A 16,221-nucleotide genomic window follows, 5' to 3' on the forward strand; every position below is an offset into this window, starting at 1 on the left:
TGGCCGTGCCATGCTTCCGATATAGCGCGCCGCCGGGTGCGCGCAATCGGAACAGTTCGGCGCGCATGCTCGCGGCCCTGCTGCTCGGCGGGCCGCTGCTCGGCGGGTGCAGCCTCGTGATGCCGCTCGCCTCCTTCCACCAGGATGCCGAGACCACGGGCAGCCTCGCGAGCCCGGCCGCCGCCCTCGATCCGGCGCTCGATGCCGAGGATTGGCGCCGCGCCCAGGCCGCGCTCGCGCTGGCCGTGGATCCGCAGGGACCGGGGCAGCCGGTCAACTGGGACAATCCCGCAACCCGGCGGCGCGGCAGCTTCGCGCCGGCCGGCGACCTCGTCCTCGTCGAGGGGCAGGTCTGCCGCCCCTTCGTGGCGACGCTCGGCTCCTCGCTGCCCGGCACCCGCGAGACGCGGCGCAACGGTCGCGCCTGCCGCACCGGCCCCGGCGAATGGGCGCTCCGGAGCGTTCCGGAACCCGAAGTCAGGGATGGACGCGCCGCCGCGGCGCCTTTCGCGCTGACGCCGCGGCTGCCCGGCCCTGCCGGTTCGGCGCTCGAGGCGAGGGCGGCCGACGAATAGCCTCTCCGGCGCGTTGCGCTTCGGCAACAGCGTTCCCATCTAGGCGGCGGGCGCCGCGACGAGTGCGGCAGCCGATCGAGGGACAGATGCGCGATCCTTACCTTGTTCTGGGCGTGAAGCGCGATGCGGGCGCGGAGGAGATCAAGCGCGCCTTCCGCAAGCTCGCGAAAACCTGGCATCCTGATCGCAATTCCGGGGATCCGAAGGCGAAGGAGCGCTTCGCCGAGATCAACGCCGCCTACGAGATCCTCGGCGATGCGGCGCGCCGCCGGCAATTCGACCGCGGCGAGATCGATGCCGAAGGCAAGCCGCGCGCCACCTTCCATCCCGGCTTCGACCCCGCCAGCCAGGGCATGGCGGGCGGGTTCCGCTTCGATTTCGGTGCGGATGCCTCTCCGGGCGGCCGCCCCGACCCGCGCGACATCTTCTCAGACCTGTTCCGCCGCTTCGAGGCCGGCGGCGCCGATCCGCGCGCCGGCGCGGGGCCGCGACCGGGCGGCGCGGCAGGCGGACGCTCGGCGATCCCGCCGGGCGAGGATATCGAACTCGAGGCCGCAGTGCCGCTCGAAACGATCGCACAGGGCGGAACGGTACGGCTGACACTGCCGGATCTTCGCATGCTCGAAGTCAAGGTGCCCGCCGGTGCGGCGAACGGCGCGACGATGCGGCTGCGCGGCCAGGGCCAGCCCTCGCCCTTCGGTGGCCCGAACGGCGATGCGCTGGTGACGATCCGCTACCAGCGCCATCCGCGCTTCACGCTCGATGGCGCCGATTTGCGGATCTCGGTGCCCGTGCCGCTGCGCGAGGCGATTCTCGGCGGTTCGGTGCGGGTGCCGACGCTGGCCGGCGAGGTCGAGGTCACGGTTCCCCCCTGGACGAGCGGCGGCAAGGCGCTGCGCCTGCGCGGCAAGGGCCTGCCGCTGAAGGAGCGCACGGGCGACCTTTTCGTGACGCTCGACATCGATCTCGGCCCCAACGATCCGGAGATCGAGGGCTTCTTCCGTCGCCGCCGCGGCTGAAAGACGGCGATTGTCGCCCGTCCCCGCTTGAACCTTGCTCCGAACCGGGTATGGAAGACGGCCAATCACGGTCGATCCGCCGCGGACGGCCGTCTTCTCTGTTCGGGAATCGGAGCCGGAATGACGATGGCGACGGAAGAGAAGCCGGGCAACGGCCTCCTCAAAGGCAAGCGCGGGCTCATCATGGGGCTCGCCAACAACCGCTCGATCGCCTGGGGCATCGCCCGGGCCTGCCGAGCGGCGGGGGCCGAACTGGCATTCACCTACCAGGGCGATGCGCTGAAGAAGCGCGTCGAGCCGCTGGCCGCGGAGCTCGGGGGCCTGGTGGTCGGCCATTGCGACGTGACCGACCAGGGCTCGATCGATGCCGTCTTCGCCGAGCTCGGCCGGCACTGGAACCGGCTCGATTTCGTCGTCCATGCCATCGCCTTCGCCGACAAGGACGAGCTGACCGGCCGCTACATCGACACGAGCGAGGCCAATTTCTCGAAATCCATGCTCATCTCCTGCTATTCGCTGACGGCGATCGCCCAGCGCGCGGAGAAGCTGATGGGGGCCGGCGGCTCGATCCTGACGCTGACCTATTACGGCGCCGAGAAATGGATGCCGCATTACAATGTCATGGGCGTCGCCAAGGCGGCGCTCGAAGCGAGCGTTCGCTATCTCGCGGCCGACCTCGGTCCGCAGGCGATCCGCGTCAACGCAATCTCGGCCGGGCCGATCAAGACGCTGGCCGCGAGCGGGATCGGCGATTTCCGCTACATCCTCAAATGGAACGAATACAACGCGCCGCTGCGCCGCACCGTGACGATCGAAGAGGTCGGCGACAGTTCGGTCTACCTGCTCTCGGACCTGTCGCGCGGGGTGACCGGCGAGGTGATGCACGTCGATTCGGGCTATCATGTCGTCGGCATGAAGAACCCCGAGGCGCCGGATCTTTCGCTCGACAAGGAATGAGGGTTCCGATGCGGCCGGCCATCCATTCCGTTTCCGGTCTTGTGATGCTGCTCGCCGTCTCCGGCGCTTCCGGCCAGACTGCTCCCGCGGCGCCGGCTTCCGCGACACCGACCGCTACGGCGCCGGCTTCCGCGCCGAACGTGGTCCGGACCGAGACCGAGCGCAAGGGCCGCTCCGGGCTCGAGATCTTTCTCGGCACCTATCTGACGCTCAACCGCGAATGCAAGGTCGGGCCGACGCCGAAGATCGAATATCCCGAACCGCCGAAGAACGGGAAGATGACGACCCGCCCCTTCCCGATCAACCTGCGCGCGGTGCCCGGCGCGCCGCGCGGCAATTGCATCGGCACCTCGCCGAACGGGCTCGCGGTGATCTACCGCTCGGAGCGCCGCTTCCGGGGCGAGGACCGGATCGTCTTCCGCGTCGTCTATCCAACCGGCGATGTCCGCGAGGTGACGGCCAGGGTCATCGTTCAATAGGGCGATGCCGGTCCTGTATTTCATCCGCCACGGCGAGACCGACTGGAACCGAGAGGGCCGCCTCCAGGGCCAGACGGAGACCAGCCTGAACGCGCGCGGCCGGCGGCAGGCGGCCATCGCCGGCGCGCATCTGAGCGCGGTCGCGGCGGCCGACGGCGTGGCCGATCTCGCCGCCTTGCCCTTCCATGCGAGCCCGATGGCGCGCACCCGCGAGACGGTCGAGATCATCCGCGCCGGCCTGGGGCTTCCGCCGGACGGCTACACCACCGATGCGCGGCTCAAGGAGATCCGCTTCGGCGCCTGGGAGGGCCGGCGCTGGGCGGATATCCGCGATCGCGAGCCCGGCCGCGCCCGCGCGCGCAACCGCGACCGCTGGCGCTTCGAGCCGCCGGACGGCGAGAGCTATGCCGCGATGCTCGATCGCGTCTCGGCCTGGCTCGGATCGGTCCGCGAGGATCTCTGCGTCGTCGCCCATGGCGGCACGGCGCGCGTGCTGATGGTCGCGCTGGCCGGTGTTCCGCCGGAGGAAGCTGCGCATCGCGAGATCTGGCAGGGCAAGGTGCTGCGGCTTTCCGCGCACGGCGCCGAATGGCTGCCGGATGCCGGCCATGCCTGACCGCGCCGCGCTGAAAACAGGTCGCGCCATCTATTCAGTCGCTATTCAGCCCGAAATCGTATAAGGGCCGCGCTGGCGGGAATCGATCGGGTCGTCCGGTGGACGGGCGGTTCCGAATGAAACGCGGCGCGGATGCGCCGGGATCCTCGGGCGACAGCGCGGGGCGGATCGATCCGCCGCGCGGCATGGGTGGGAGCGGCCTGGTCGGCACGCAATCGGAGCATCGATGAACAGCATGGACGCATCGCAGGTTGCGGTGGAGGCGCCGGCCGCATGGCTCGCCGGCGCGCGGGATCCCGGGTTGCTGCGCGACGAGGTGCTCGCCGACCTGTTCCGGGCCAGCGCCGCCCGCCGGGGCGACAAGGTTCTGTTCCGCTCCGGCGCACGCCGGGTCACCTGGGCCGAGGCCGACCGGCTCACCGACCGTATCGCGGCGCGGCTCGCCGCGCTCGGCGCGCGGCCGGGCCGGGTCGTGGGGCTGTGGATGCCGCGCGGCATCGATCTCCTGATGGCGCAGATCGCGATCGTGAAATCCGGCGCGGCCTTCCTGCCGTTCGACGCCGACGCGCCGACCGATCGCATCGCCACCTGCCTCGCCGATGCCGGCGGCCTCTTGCTGCTGGCGGACGAAGCGGGGACGCACAAGGCCATGGAGACCGGCCTCGCGCTCGCCGCCTTCGAGACGCTCGCCGATGCGGCACCGATGGCGGAGACGGCGCCGCTGCCCGCCGCGCCGGATGATCCCGCCTATCTCATCTATACCTCCGGCTCGACGGGCGTGCCCAAGGGCATCGTCATCTCGAACCGCAATATCTGCCATTTCCTGCGCGCCGGGAACGCGGTCTACGGCATCCGCGAGGACGATGTCGTCTTCCAGAGCGCCTCGGTCGCCTTCGATCTCTCGATGGAGGAGATCTGGACGCCCTATCTCGTCGGCGCGACGCTTCTGGTTGCGACGCCGGAGATCCTCGCCGATCTCGAGCGGCTTCCGAAGCTGCTCGCCGATGAGGGGGTGACGGTCATCGACACGGTGCCGACCCTGCTTTCGGTGATTCCGAACGACATTCCCGGCCTGCGCCTCATCCTGCTGGGCGGCGAGGCGCTGGCGCCGGCGCTCGTCGAACGCTGGGCGCGGCCCGGCCGGCGCATCCTCAACACCTATGGCCCCACGGAGGCGACGGTGGTCGCCACCGTCGACGAGGTCGCCCCCGGCCGGCCCGTGACGATCGGCCGGCCGATCCCGAACTATACCTGCTACATCGTCGACGAGGCGTTGCGTCTCGTGCCGCCGGGGCAGGAGGGCGAATTGCTGATCGGCGGCCCCGGCGTCGCCGCCGGCTATCTTCAGCGCCCCGAGCTGACGGCCGAGAAATTCATCGCCAACCCGTTCGGCGGCGATGGGAAGGATCCCGTCCTCTACCGCTCCGGCGATGCGGTGAGCCTCGATGCCGAGGGGCGGATCGTGTTCCACGGCCGCATCGACGATCAGGTCAAGATCCGCGGGTTCCGCGTCGAGCTCGGCGAGATCGAGGCCGCGCTCGCCGATTGCGACGATGTGCTCCAGGCGGCGGTCGTCCTGCGCCATGATGCCGGGATGGACCGGCTCGTCGCCTTCCTGGTGCCGGAGCCGGAGAGCGTCGTCGTGCCGACGATCCTGCGCGAGGAGCTGCGCCGGCGCCTGCCGCCCTACATGATCCCCGAGCGGTTTGAGACCGTCGCGGCATTGCCGCGGCTGACCTCGGGCAAGACCGACCGCAAGGCGCTCAAGGCGATGCCGCTCGCCGAGATGCCGGTCGCCGCCAATGACGAGGAGCCGCCCGCGACCGAGACCGAAGCGCTGCTGCTCGTCGCCGCGCGCAAGGTGATGCCGGGACGGGCGATCGCCTTCGATGCCGATTTCTTCCTCGATCTCGGCGGCCATTCGCTGATCGCCGCGCAATTCGTGTCGCTGATCCGCGAGGTTCCGGCCTTTTCCGGCATCACGCTCCAGGATGTCTACCAGCTCCGCACGCTGAGGAAGATCGGCGCGATGCTCGATGCGCGCTTCGGGCATGCCGATGCGCCGCCGCCGGATCTGTCCTTCGCGCCGCCCTCGCGCGCGCGGCGCATCGCCTGCGCGCTCGCCCAGCTCGCCGCGATGCCGGTGATCCTCTCGATCTCGACGCTGCAATGGCTCGGCGTCTTCCTGGCCTTCATGTTCGTGAGCGCCGAGAACCTTTCGCTCGGCCGCACGGTGCTGATCCTGTGCACGACCTATGTCGGGATCAAATTCGGCACGCTCGCGCTCGTCGTGGCGCTCAAATGGCTGGTCCTCGGCCGCACGAAACCGGGGCGCTACCCGCTCTGGGGCGTCTATTTCTTCCGCTGGTGGTTCGTGCAGCGCCTCAACGCGCTCGTCCATCCGAGCTATCTCGCCAATTCCCCGATCATGCGGCTTTATCTGCGTCTGATGGGCGCCCGGGTCGGCTCGGGGGTGATGATCGCCCATGCCGAGTTCGGCTCGGCCGACCTTGTCGAGATCGGCGCCGGCGCCTCGATCGGCCACAAGGCGAACATCGCCAATTCCGAGGTGATCGCCGGCGAACTGGTGATCGGCCGGGTGCGGATCGGGCCGGATGCCTATATCGGCAACCAGTCGATCATCCCCCTCGGCTGCGAGATCGGCGCCGATGCCCGCATCGAGGACATGACCGCGCTCGCCGAACATCAGGTCGTGGGCGAATGCGAGATCTGGGACGGCTCCCCGGCGCGCAGGGTTGGCATGGTCGATCGCGCCACCCTGCCCGAGAAATCGCTGCCGAGCCCGTTCTGGCGGCATGCGCAATACTGGGTCTACGGCCTGCTGATCCTCGCCTTCTCGGCGATCGGCCTCATTCCGCTCTTCCCCGCCTTCTTCCTGATGGACAAGGTGGAGGCCCTGCTGGTCGACAGCGTATCCTGGCTCGAATGGTATCACGTCCTGCCGGTCGTGACCTGGATCATGGGTGCGGCGCTGGTGGTCTTCACGCTTGCCTTCGTGATCGCGATCCGCTGGCTGCTGCTGCCGATGCGGGTGAAGCCGGGCACCTATTCGGTCAATTCCTGGTTCTATCTCCGGCAATGGATGGTGAACCTCGCGACCGAGGTCTCCCTCGACACGCTCTCCTCGCTCTATGCGACGATCTACATGCGCGGCTGGTATCGCCTGATGGGCTGCCGCATCGGCAAGGGCGCCGAGATCTCGACCAATATCGGCGCGCGCTACGATCTGGTTTCGATCGGCGAGGGATCGTTCATGGCCGATGAATGCGTGCTCGGCGACGAGGACAACCATCGCGGCTGGGTCACGTTCCGCGAGACCGCGATCGGCAACCGCGTCTTCGTCGGCAACAACGCCGTCATCGCCCATGGCACGCGCATCGAGGAGGGCGCGTTGGTCGGCGTGAAATCGCGCGCGCCGGATTCCGGCCTTGTCGGGCCCGGCGAGACCTGGTTCGGTTCGCCGCCGATCAAGTTTCCCGTGCGCCAGACCTTCGGCGATATCGGCGCCAACTGGACCTACGAGCCACCGCTGCGGATGAAGCTGTGGCGGGCCGCTTTCGAGGCGCTCCACACCACCTTCCCGACCATGCTGTTCCTGACGCTCGGGTCGATCGCGGTCTATTTCTTCATCTACCCGGCCTACGAGAAGGGGCTGTGGCTCAGCGCTCTCGGCGCCTTCGTCGCCGCGAGCATGGTGATGCCGGTGGTGATGGTGCTCTGCGTCTGCGCGATCAAATGGGGGCTGATGGGCGTCTACAAGCCGCTCGCCAAGCCGATGTGGTCGTGGTGGGCGATGAAGACCGAGGCGGTGGCGGTGCTCTATTGGGGGCTCGGCGGCAAGGTCCTGCTCGAACATCTGCGCGGCACCGCTTATCTGCCGATGTTCCTGCGGCTGTTCGGGGCCCGGATCGGCGAGGGTGTCTACATGGACACGACCGACATCACCGAATTCGATTGCGTCAGGATCGGCAATCACGTGGCGATGAACGATCTCTCCTGCCTCCAGACGCATCTCTACGAGGATCGCGTGATGAAGGTCGGGCGGATCGAGGTGGCGGACGGGGTGTCGATCGGCTCCTTCGCGACCGTGCTCTACGATACCAAGGTCGGCGCCTTCGCGCGGCTCACCCCGCTGACGCTGGTGATGAAGGGCGAGCAGATCCCCGCGCATACCGTCTGGGGCGGTGCGCCGGCGGTGCCGGCGGGGGCCGCGCCGTGACGGAGGGGCAGGGCAGGCGCTTCGCCGGGACAAGCGGACCTGCCGGATTTGCCAAGGCGGCCGGGTTCGACTAGAGCCCGGACATGTCGCATAATTCCTTCGGCCACCTCTTCCGCTTCACGACCTTCGGAGAAAGCCACGGCCCGGCGATCGGCTGCGTCGTCGATGGCTGCCCGCCGCTGATCCCGCTGACGGAGGCGGAGATCCAGGCCGATCTCGATCGGCGCCGGCCGGGACAGAGCCGCTACACCACCCAGCGCCAGGAGCCGGATACGGTCAGGATCCTCTCCGGCGTCTTCACCGAGGCCGACGGCATCCAGCGCACCACCGGCACGCCGATCGGGCTCCTGATCGAGAATGTCGACCAGCGCTCGAAGGATTATTCGGAGATCGCCGCGAAATTCCGCCCCGGTCACGCCGATTTCACCTATGACGCGAAATACGGCATCCGTGATCCGCGTGGCGGCGGCCGTGCCTCGGCGCGCGAGACCGCCTGCCGCGTCGCCGCCGGCGCGATTGCCCGCAAGATCCTGCCCGGCTGCCGCGTGCGCGGCGCGCTGGTGCAGATGGGCCCGCACCGGATCGACCGCGCCAATTGGGATTGGGACGAGATCGACCGCAACCCGTTCTTCTGCCCGGATGCGAAAGCCGCCGCTCTGTTCGCCGAGTATCTCGACGGCATCCGCAAGGCCGGCTCCTCGATCGGGGCCGTGATCGAGGTGGTGGCGGAGGGCGTGCCGCCGGGGCTCGGCGCGCCGGTTTATGGCAAGCTCGATTCCGATCTCGCCGCTGCGCTGATGTCGATCAACGCGGTCAAGGGCGTCGAGATCGGGGCCGGCTTCGGCGCCGCGGAATTGAGCGGCGAGGCGAATGCCGACACGATGCGCATCGGCAATGACGGGCGGCCAATCTTCGCCTCGAACCATGCCGGCGGCATCCTCGGCGGCATCTCGACCGGGCAGCCGGTGGTCGCGCGTTTCGCCGTCAAGCCGACCTCGTCGATCCTGACCCCGCGCGAGACGGTCGACCGGTTCGGCAACGAGACCGAGATCCTGACCAGGGGCCGGCACGACCCCTGCGTCGGCATCCGCGCGGTGCCCGTCGGCGAAGCGATGGTGGCAATCGTCCTGGCGGATCATTATCTCCGCCATCGCGGGCAGGTTGGGTGAGGGAGCATCAGGTGGCCAATTCCATTGCCGATGTGATCGAGGCATTCCGGAACGGGGAGATCGTCGTCGTGACGGACGACGACGACCGCGAGGGCGAGGGCGATCTCATCGTTGCGGCGTCGCTGTGCACGCCGGAGAAGATGGCCTTCATCATTCGCCACACGTCCGGCATCGTCTGCGCGCCGCTGCCGCTCGGCGAGGCGCGGCGGCTCAGGCTCGACCCGATGGTGGCGGTCAACGATTCCGCGCATTCCACCGCCTTCACGGTCTCGATCGATTATCGCGAGGGGTTGACGACCGGCATCTCGGCGGATGAGCGCACAGCCACCGTGCGCGCGCTGGCCAATGGCAATGTCCAGGCGGGGGATTTCGTCCGCCCCGGCCATATCTTCCCGCTGATCGCGCGCGAGGGCGGGGTGCTGATGCGTTCCGGGCACACCGAGGCCGCGGTCGATCTCTGCCGGCTCGCGGGGCTGCCGCCGGTCGGGGTCATCTCCGAACTGGTGAACGACGACGGCAGCGTGACCAAGGGCCGCCAGGTCGCGGATTTCGCGGCCCGGCATGCGCTGAAAACGGTGACGATCGCCGATCTCATCACCTATCGCCAGGCGCGCGAGAAGCTTGTGGAGCGTGTCGTCACCTTCCCGGTCGAGACCGCGATCGGCACGCTCCGGGGGCACGCCTTCTCGACCCCGTTCGACGAGGTGCAGCATCTGGCGCTGGTGCATGGCGAGATCGGCGACGGCCGCGGCGTGCTCACGCGCCTGCACCGGGCCAACGCCATGACCGACGTGTTCGGCGGCGGCAAGGTGATCGGCGCGGCGCTGGAGCGCTTCCGCGCCGAGGGGCGCGGCGTGCTTGTCTATCTGCGCGATGGCACCGCCGGTGTCCCGAGTTCCGGGCTCGCAAGCCGGCAGAATTCGGACCAGCAGCGCGCGACCGCCTGGCGCGAGGTCGGGCTCGGCGCGCAGATCCTGCGCGATCTCGGCGTCTCCTCGATCCGCAATCTCTCCACGAGCGGCAACCGCGCCTTCGTCGGGCTGGCGGCCTTCGGCATCGAGATCGAGGGCACGGAGGCGCTCTAGCGGCCCGTTCCGGCGCCATGTCGCCCGGAAACGCCCCTAGCTAGGCGCCCATCAGCGTCTCGACATGCGCGGCGACGGAGGTCGAGAGCCCTTCGAGATCGTAGCCGCCTTCCAGCAGGCTGACGATGCGGCCGCCGCAATGCCGGCCGGCGATCTCCATCAGCCGCGCGGTGGCCCAGGCGAAATCCGCGGCCTCGAACCGCAGATTGGCAAGCGGATCGCGCCGATGCGCATCGAACCCGGCCGAGATCAGGATCAGATCCGGCGCATGCGCGACAAGACGCGGGAAGACCTTCGCCTCATAGGCCTCGCGCAGCGCCGCGCCGCCATCCCCGGCGCGGAACGGCACATTGACGATGTTGTCATGCGCGCCGCGTTCGTCCGGGGCACCGGTGCCGGGATAGAGCGGCATCTCGTGGCTGGAGATGAAGAGCACGTCCCGCTCCGACCAGAAGATGTCCTGCGTGCCGTTGCCGTGATGCACGTCCCAATCCACGATGGCGACGCGCCGCGCGCCGGCCTCGCGCGCGAGGCGCGCCGCGACCGCGACCGTGTTGAACAGGCAGAAGCCCATCGCGGTCTCGCGTTCGGCATGGTGGCCCGGCGGGCGGGCGGCGACGAAGGCATTGGCGGCCTCGCCCCCGAGGACCGCCGCGACCGCGCGCCGCACCGAGCCCAGCGCGGCGAGCGCCGCCGGCAGCGACCCGGGGGAAAGCGAGGTATCCGCATCGAGGAAGGCGAAACCCGTCTCCGGCGCCGCGGCGACGAGATCGTGCACATAGCCCTCGGGATGGACGAGGAGCGCGAGTTCCGGCGTGCCGGGGGCGGCGCCCTCGCGTCGCAGCGCCGCGAATCGCGGATCGGCAAGCGCGGCCTCGACCGCGCGCAGCCGGTCCGGCCGTTCCGGGTGGCCGGCCGGCATCGCATGGCCCAGGAAGAGGGGGTCGGAGATGAGGAGGGTCGTCACGGGCGATCCGGATGGGCTCGGGCAGGGGCGTTCAAGGTGTGTGATAGCGCACCGACCGGCCGCGGCAAACCATCGCTTGGCGAAACTGTGGCTTTGTTGCACTATTGCGGCGATTCATCCGGCGTTAAGCAGACCGCAAGTTTTCCCTGATCTACGTCAAGTCATGAACACGATTCTTTCTCGCTTTGCCCGATTCGCGCTGGTTGCCGGCCTCGCCATGGCCGCGGCGGCCTGCAATTACACATCCTTCCCCGATCCGCAGCTTTCGGCGCGCGATGTCGAGCTGCTCGCGCTCGCGCCCAAATCGCTCAACCGCGATCTCGATCCGGCCCGCGCCCGCTACCGCATGCCGAACCCGACGAAGGAGAGGGTGCCGGGAACCATCGTGGTCGATACCCAGGCGCGCTTCCTCTATTTCGTCGAGGAGGGCAACACGGTTCTGCGCTACGAGATCTCGCCGGGCGAGGAAGCGCATCAATGGACCGGAATCGCTACCATCGGCCGCAAGGTCGAATGGCCGTCCTGGACACCGGGGCCGACGGCCCGCAAGATGAACCCGGCCCTGCCGGGAACGGTTCCGGGCGGGCCGGAAAACCCGCTCGGCGCGCGTGCCATCTATCTCCACGATGAGCGCGGCCGCGACACCGAATACCGTATCCACGGCACCAACGAGCCGGATATGATCGGCCTCCCGGTTTCGCTCGGTTGCATCCGCATGCACAATATCGACGCGATCGATCTCTACAACCGCGTCAAGATCGGTTCGAAGGTCGTCGTGCTCTGATCGGGCCTGCACCGGACTCGGTGCGGCAACGTTTCCGGAATGCCAGAAAGACAGCCGACCGGCCGCCTTTTCGCATCGGATAATCGAAGCCGGGTCAGTCGTGATCGGGCTGCGGCATCGGCCGGGAGGGCGCCGTGCCGGTGCGGCGCGGGCGCGCGGCGGCGGCCAGCGCCGGCAGCGCGATCGAGCGGTAGTTCCGGGCGACATGCTCCCGGACCGCGACGCGCTCGCGCGCGATATGGATCTCTTCCTGGTTGCGAATGGCTTCGGCAAGAATCGAGGCCGGCATCATCTCAATCTGTCCTTCCTGGCACGGCCGGACGATCCGCCGACCATCGGGAAGAGAAACCCGAGGATGATGCAATCCGTTCGGCCGAATTGTGGAAAAAGCGCGGCCCGAGATCGCGCGATCCTGCGTCAGGCCGTTCTACGTGCCTTGGGCTCGCCCTGAGCCGGGCCCGCCTCCGCAACGGTCGTGGCGGCCTCGCTCTGTTCGAGCGCGCGAAACGTGTCGCGCCAGCGGCTGATCACCTGGTCGAGATATTCGAGATCGACATCCTTCAGGCGGCCGATGGTCTCGGTGACGAAGACCTGCTGCACCTGCATCCCCGCCTGCGCCGCCTGGCGGCCCTCGGTGGTGAGATGCAGCGCGTAGGAGCGCCGGTCGCCGGGGATCGCGCGGCGGTCGACGAGCCCGGCCTCGACAAGCCGGTCGACAAGGCCCGAGACATTGCCCTTGGTGACATAGAGCCGCTCGGCGAGGTCACGCTGGGTGATGCCCTCGGCTTCGGTCAGGGTCGAGAGCAGGTCGAACTGGGCAATCGACAACCCGAGCCGCCGAAGCCGCTGTGACATCGCGGCGTGGCCGCGCTGGTGAAGCCGCAGGAACCGGAACCAGATCCTCGCGGGCGTGACGGCTGGACGTTCGGACATATGATATCCTTCTACCATACTGGCTTTTGTGATGATAGCCGTTCTTGTCAATCCGGTTTTGCGATGCTGTGCGGCGGCGCATGGCTTTTCCTGACGATGCTTGTCCGTCTGCCGGTTTTCCTTGGGGCGCTTTTCCTCGGGCGGCGCGCGTGCGACAAGCGTGCCGGAGTTGGGGAAACGCGGGCGACGGGAACGGGTTTGGGTGGCGCGATGGTGCATGTTCCGACGATCACCCGCGCCTGGGCGGTGGCGCCTGTGCCAAGCGCCCCGGCATCTTCGGGGGAGCCGGCCGGCCGGCGGCTCGAACCGGTTGATGCGCCGCTGGCCGGGCTGGTGCTCCGGGGACTGGTGCTGACCTTCGCGACGCTGGGGCTCTACCGCTTCTGGTATCGCACCGCCCTGCGGCGGTATTACTGGGGCCAGACCCGGCTCCTCGGCGATGCCTTCGAATATACGGGGACCGGCCGGGAATTGTTCATCGGCTTCCTGATCGCGCTGGCGATCATCGTGCCGATCAACCTTGCCGTCACGCTGCTCGGTCTGTTCGGCGGGGCGCTATTCGGGCCGTTCCTCTCCTCCTTCGTTGCCCTCGTGCTGGTGCCGGCCCTGGTGCAGATCGCGCTCTACCGGGCGCGGCGTTATCGGCTGTCGCGCACCCGGTTCCGCGGCATCCGCTTCCGCCAGGGCGGCACCGGCACGGCCTATCTCGCGCGGACGGTGAAATGGCTGCTGATCGCCGGCGCGACATTCGGCATCCTGCTGCCCTATCTGCGCGCCGCGCAGGAGCGCTACAAGATCGACAACACCTGGTTCGGCTCGGCGCAAGGCGCGTTCGAGGCGCGCATCCGCCCGCTGATGGGGCCGTGGATCGCCTGCTGGCTCACGGCGCTCTGCACGCTGGCCGGGTTCGCGGCCGCGATCCTGATGCTGCTTGGCGGCAATGTCGCGCTCGCGGCGGGCGCGGCCCTTTTCGGCGGCCTCGCTCTCATCACGTTGCCCTTCCTGTGGATGAATTACCGGGTGCGGGAATTCCGGGCCTTCACCGGCGGCACGCGGCTCGGGCCGCTGGCCTTCCGTGCCGATCTCGCCCTCTGGCCGGTGATCGGGATCTTCCTGCGCTATGCTCTCGCGCTGGGGCTGGTCGTCCTGGCCGCCGCCGCCGCTCTTCTCGCGGGGGGCGGCGCGGATGCTGGCGTCGAGGGCGCCGCCGAGGCGCTGGCGCGATCGGGGCCCGGCGGGTGGATCGTGCTCGCGGGCGGCGCGCTCGCCGCGCTGCTCGCCGCAGCCTTTCTCGGGGAGTTCCTGCTGCGGCGGCCGCTCTGGCGGCGCATGGCGGCCTCGGTGACGGTGCTGAACGCCGCCGCGCTCGATGCGATCGTCCAGACCGCGCAGCAGGATTCGCGCGGCATCGGCGAGGCTTTCGACACCGGCTTCGATCTCCCGGTATGAGCCCCATGGAGATCGCGGCCCGCCATTTCGACGGCAAGATTGCGACGCCCCGCTTGGTGCGGCTGCGCCGCGCGCCCGATGGAATCGAGATCCTGCCCGCTGCCCCGGATGATCCGGCGCCACCGCGCGTCTGGCCCTTCGCCGAGGCGCGGATCGACCGGACGGCGCCCGATGTCCAGCTCCACCGCGTGGAGGCGGGCGAGGATCACGGCGAGCGGCTGGTGGTGCCGGCGGCGGCGTTCCGCGCGCTCTTCGGGACGGATATGACCCGGTTCGGCCGCGGCCGTGCCGGCGAGATCAGCCTGCGGCGGCTCGCGCTGTGGTCCGGCGCGGCGATCGCCTCGTTTCTTTTCCTGTTCTTCGTCGGGCTGCCCGTCTTCGCGCGCCATGCCGCGCCGCTGGTGCCCTGGCGATGGGAGGCGGCGATCGGGCTCCAGGTCGAGCGGCAGGTGCTCGACTTCTTCACGGACGGCAAGGCGCCGCGCCTTTGCGGCCGGCCGGGCGGGCCGGGGCGCGCGGCCCTCGAGCGGATGGCCGGGCGGCTCATGGCGGGCGCCGAACTGCCCGGCCCCCTGCATGTGGCGGTGCTCGACACCGCGATGACCAATGCCTTCGCGCTGCCCGGCGGGCGGATCTTCCTGTTCCGTCCGATCATCGAGAAGGCCGGCCATCCGGACGAGGTCGCCGGCGTGCTCGCGCATGAGATCGGCCATGTGATCCACCGCGACGCGATGCGCGGCCTCATCAGCGACGCGACGCTCTCGGTGCTCGTCGGGCTGGTGATCGGCGACATCACCGGCGGCTCAACGCTGGCGATCCTGAGCAAGGCGCTCGCCGGCTCCGCCTATAGCCGCGAGAACGAGAGCGAGGCGGACCGGGTGAGCATCGCCCTGATGCGGGCGGCGGGGGCGGATCCGCGTGCGATCAACCGCTTCTTCCGCCGCATCGCACCGCTCGACGGCGATGGCCGCTCGCTGCTCGACGCCTTCCGCTCGCATCCGGTGACGGGAGAGCGCATCTCAGCGGTAGAGGCGCTCGCCGGCGCGGTGCCGGCGGCCACCCGGCCGATCCTCGACGCTGCCGATTGGGCGGCGCTGAAGGCGATCTGCGCCGAGGATCGCGGCGGCAGCGGCTGAACCCGCTTGCACGCCCGCGCCGCGCGGGCGATATCCGCCGCATGCGTTACCGTCTGCCGCCCCTGCCGCCCTCGCGCTTTGCCCGCGCTGCCGAGCGCCTGGCCTGGCTTTCGGTGCCGGTCGCGCTGGCGGCGGTGCTCGCCACCCGGGCCGGGCAGGTCGCGCCGCTGGCCGGCATTGCCGTGATGGCGGGCGCCGCCATCCTCGCCGCGGCGGCACTGGCGGTGGCGTGCGTCGGCGCGGCCGAGATGTGGCGGACGGGCCATCTCGGGCTTGGCGCGCTGTTCCGGGCCGTTGCGGTGGCGGGGCTGGTTCTGGCCTATCCCGCCTGGCTGGCGGCGCAGGCGCTGCGGCTGCCGGTTCTCAACGATGTGACGACCGATCTCGCCGATCCGCCGGTCTTCTCGACGAGCCGCGCCGCGCTCGCCGCCCGCGACGGCCATCGCCCGCCCGATCTCGACCCGCGCCGCCGCGCGGCGCAGGCCGGCGCCTATCCCGATCTGCGCGGCCTCGTGCTCGATATCGAGCCGGAGGAGGCGTTCCAGCAGGTGATCGAGGCCGTACGCCGGCGCAAATGGCGGGTGATCGAGGAGCAGCGCCCGGATGATCGGCGTGGGCTCGGCCGGATCGAGGCAATCGACGAATCCCGGCTCATGCGCCTGCCGCACGACATCACCATCCGCCTGCGCTGGACGGGGCGGGAGACGCGCGTCGATATCCGCGCCGCCGGGCGCGTCGGCCGGCATGATTTCGGTGCCAATGCCGCGCGGATCCGCGCGCTGGTGCAGGAGATCCTGAACCCAGCCGAATAG

15 protein-coding genes are annotated in these 16,221 nt (G+C 69.5%); 12 read left to right on the forward strand and 3 right to left on the reverse strand.

What is annotated here, in order from left to right:
- The first annotated feature begins 65 nt into the window (after window positions 1-65).
- The 8 genes from FWJ24_RS11295 (at window position 66) to ribB (ending at window position 10,140) form a co-directional block, all read left to right on the forward strand.
- Window positions 66-575 carry an RT0821/Lpp0805 family surface protein gene (locus tag FWJ24_RS11295; RefSeq protein ID WP_246155660.1) on the forward strand — a complete coding sequence of 170 codons (510 nt, stop codon included), beginning with the start codon at window positions 66-68 and terminating at the stop codon, window positions 573-575.
- 86 nt (window positions 576-661) lie between these two features.
- On the forward strand, window positions 662-1,594 hold the full coding sequence (locus tag FWJ24_RS11300; protein WP_150287933.1) for a DnaJ C-terminal domain-containing protein: 933 nt from the start codon (window positions 662-664) through the stop codon (window positions 1,592-1,594).
- A 120-nt stretch (window positions 1,595-1,714) separates the two neighbouring features.
- Entirely contained in the window at window positions 1,715-2,551 is an 837-nt protein-coding gene (gene fabI, locus FWJ24_RS11305) for an enoyl-ACP reductase FabI (RefSeq protein ID WP_281291969.1), read from the forward strand.
- Between the two features lie 8 nt (window positions 2,552-2,559).
- Complete coding sequence (locus tag FWJ24_RS11310) at window positions 2,560-3,030, forward strand: hypothetical protein (protein WP_150287934.1); 471 nt, start codon at window positions 2,560-2,562, stop codon at window positions 3,028-3,030.
- Window positions 3,031-3,034: 4 nt separating this feature from the next.
- Window positions 3,035-3,646, forward strand: coding sequence for a histidine phosphatase family protein (locus FWJ24_RS11315; RefSeq protein WP_150287935.1), 612 nt, complete (start codon window positions 3,035-3,037; stop codon window positions 3,644-3,646).
- A 226-nt stretch (window positions 3,647-3,872) separates the two neighbouring features.
- Entirely contained in the window at window positions 3,873-7,886 is a 4,014-nt protein-coding gene (locus FWJ24_RS11320; protein WP_150287936.1) for a Pls/PosA family non-ribosomal peptide synthetase, read from the forward strand.
- An 83-nt stretch (window positions 7,887-7,969) separates the two neighbouring features.
- Complete coding sequence (gene aroC / locus FWJ24_RS11325; protein WP_150287937.1) at window positions 7,970-9,055, forward strand: chorismate synthase; 1,086 nt, start codon at window positions 7,970-7,972, stop codon at window positions 9,053-9,055.
- A gap of 11 nt (window positions 9,056-9,066) precedes the next feature.
- A complete protein-coding gene (ribB, locus tag FWJ24_RS11330; protein ID WP_150287938.1) occupies window positions 9,067-10,140 on the forward strand; it encodes a 3,4-dihydroxy-2-butanone-4-phosphate synthase in 1,074 nt (357 codons plus the stop codon).
- 40 nt (window positions 10,141-10,180) lie between these two features.
- Here ribB and FWJ24_RS11335 read toward each other — a convergent pair whose 3' ends face one another.
- Complete coding sequence (locus FWJ24_RS11335; RefSeq protein WP_150287939.1) at window positions 10,181-11,107, reverse strand: histone deacetylase family protein; 927 nt, start codon at window positions 11,105-11,107, stop codon at window positions 10,181-10,183.
- Between the two features lie 163 nt (window positions 11,108-11,270).
- Between FWJ24_RS11335 and FWJ24_RS11340 the strand changes: the two genes are divergently transcribed.
- A complete protein-coding gene (locus FWJ24_RS11340) occupies window positions 11,271-11,891 on the forward strand; it encodes a L,D-transpeptidase (protein WP_150287940.1) in 621 nt (206 codons plus the stop codon).
- A gap of 94 nt (window positions 11,892-11,985) precedes the next feature.
- Here the strand turns inward: FWJ24_RS11340 and FWJ24_RS11345 are convergent, their stop codons facing one another.
- Together FWJ24_RS11345 and FWJ24_RS11350 are read right to left on the reverse strand one after the other, a co-directional pair.
- Entirely contained in the window at window positions 11,986-12,183 is a 198-nt protein-coding gene (locus tag FWJ24_RS11345) for a hypothetical protein (RefSeq protein ID WP_150287941.1), read from the reverse strand.
- 125 nt (window positions 12,184-12,308) lie between these two features.
- A complete protein-coding gene (locus FWJ24_RS11350) occupies window positions 12,309-12,824 on the reverse strand; it encodes a MarR family winged helix-turn-helix transcriptional regulator (protein ID WP_150287942.1) in 516 nt (171 codons plus the stop codon).
- 210 nt (window positions 12,825-13,034) lie between these two features.
- Here FWJ24_RS11350 and FWJ24_RS11355 point away from each other — a divergent pair, with 210 nt between their 5' ends.
- Genes FWJ24_RS11355 through FWJ24_RS11365 form a run of 3 tightly spaced genes read left to right on the forward strand, consistent with a single transcriptional unit; the run spans window position 13,035 to window position 16,221 of the window.
- The gene (locus FWJ24_RS11355; protein ID WP_166443670.1) at window positions 13,035-14,273 is read left to right on the forward strand and encodes a YjgN family protein; all 1,239 of its coding nucleotides are present in this window, start codon (window positions 13,035-13,037) and stop codon (window positions 14,271-14,273) included.
- A 5-nt stretch (window positions 14,274-14,278) separates the two neighbouring features.
- Complete coding sequence (locus FWJ24_RS11360; RefSeq protein WP_166443671.1) at window positions 14,279-15,409, forward strand: M48 family metallopeptidase; 1,131 nt, start codon at window positions 14,279-14,281, stop codon at window positions 15,407-15,409.
- A gap of 41 nt (window positions 15,410-15,450) precedes the next feature.
- Window positions 15,451-16,221, forward strand: a complete 771-nt coding sequence (locus tag FWJ24_RS11365; protein ID WP_150287945.1) for a DUF1499 domain-containing protein — start codon at window positions 15,451-15,453, stop codon at window positions 16,219-16,221.

The sequence above is a fragment of the Rhabdaerophilum calidifontis genome (assembly GCF_008641065.1).
Taxonomy (GTDB): domain Bacteria; phylum Pseudomonadota; class Alphaproteobacteria; order Rhizobiales; family Beijerinckiaceae; genus Rhabdaerophilum; species Rhabdaerophilum calidifontis.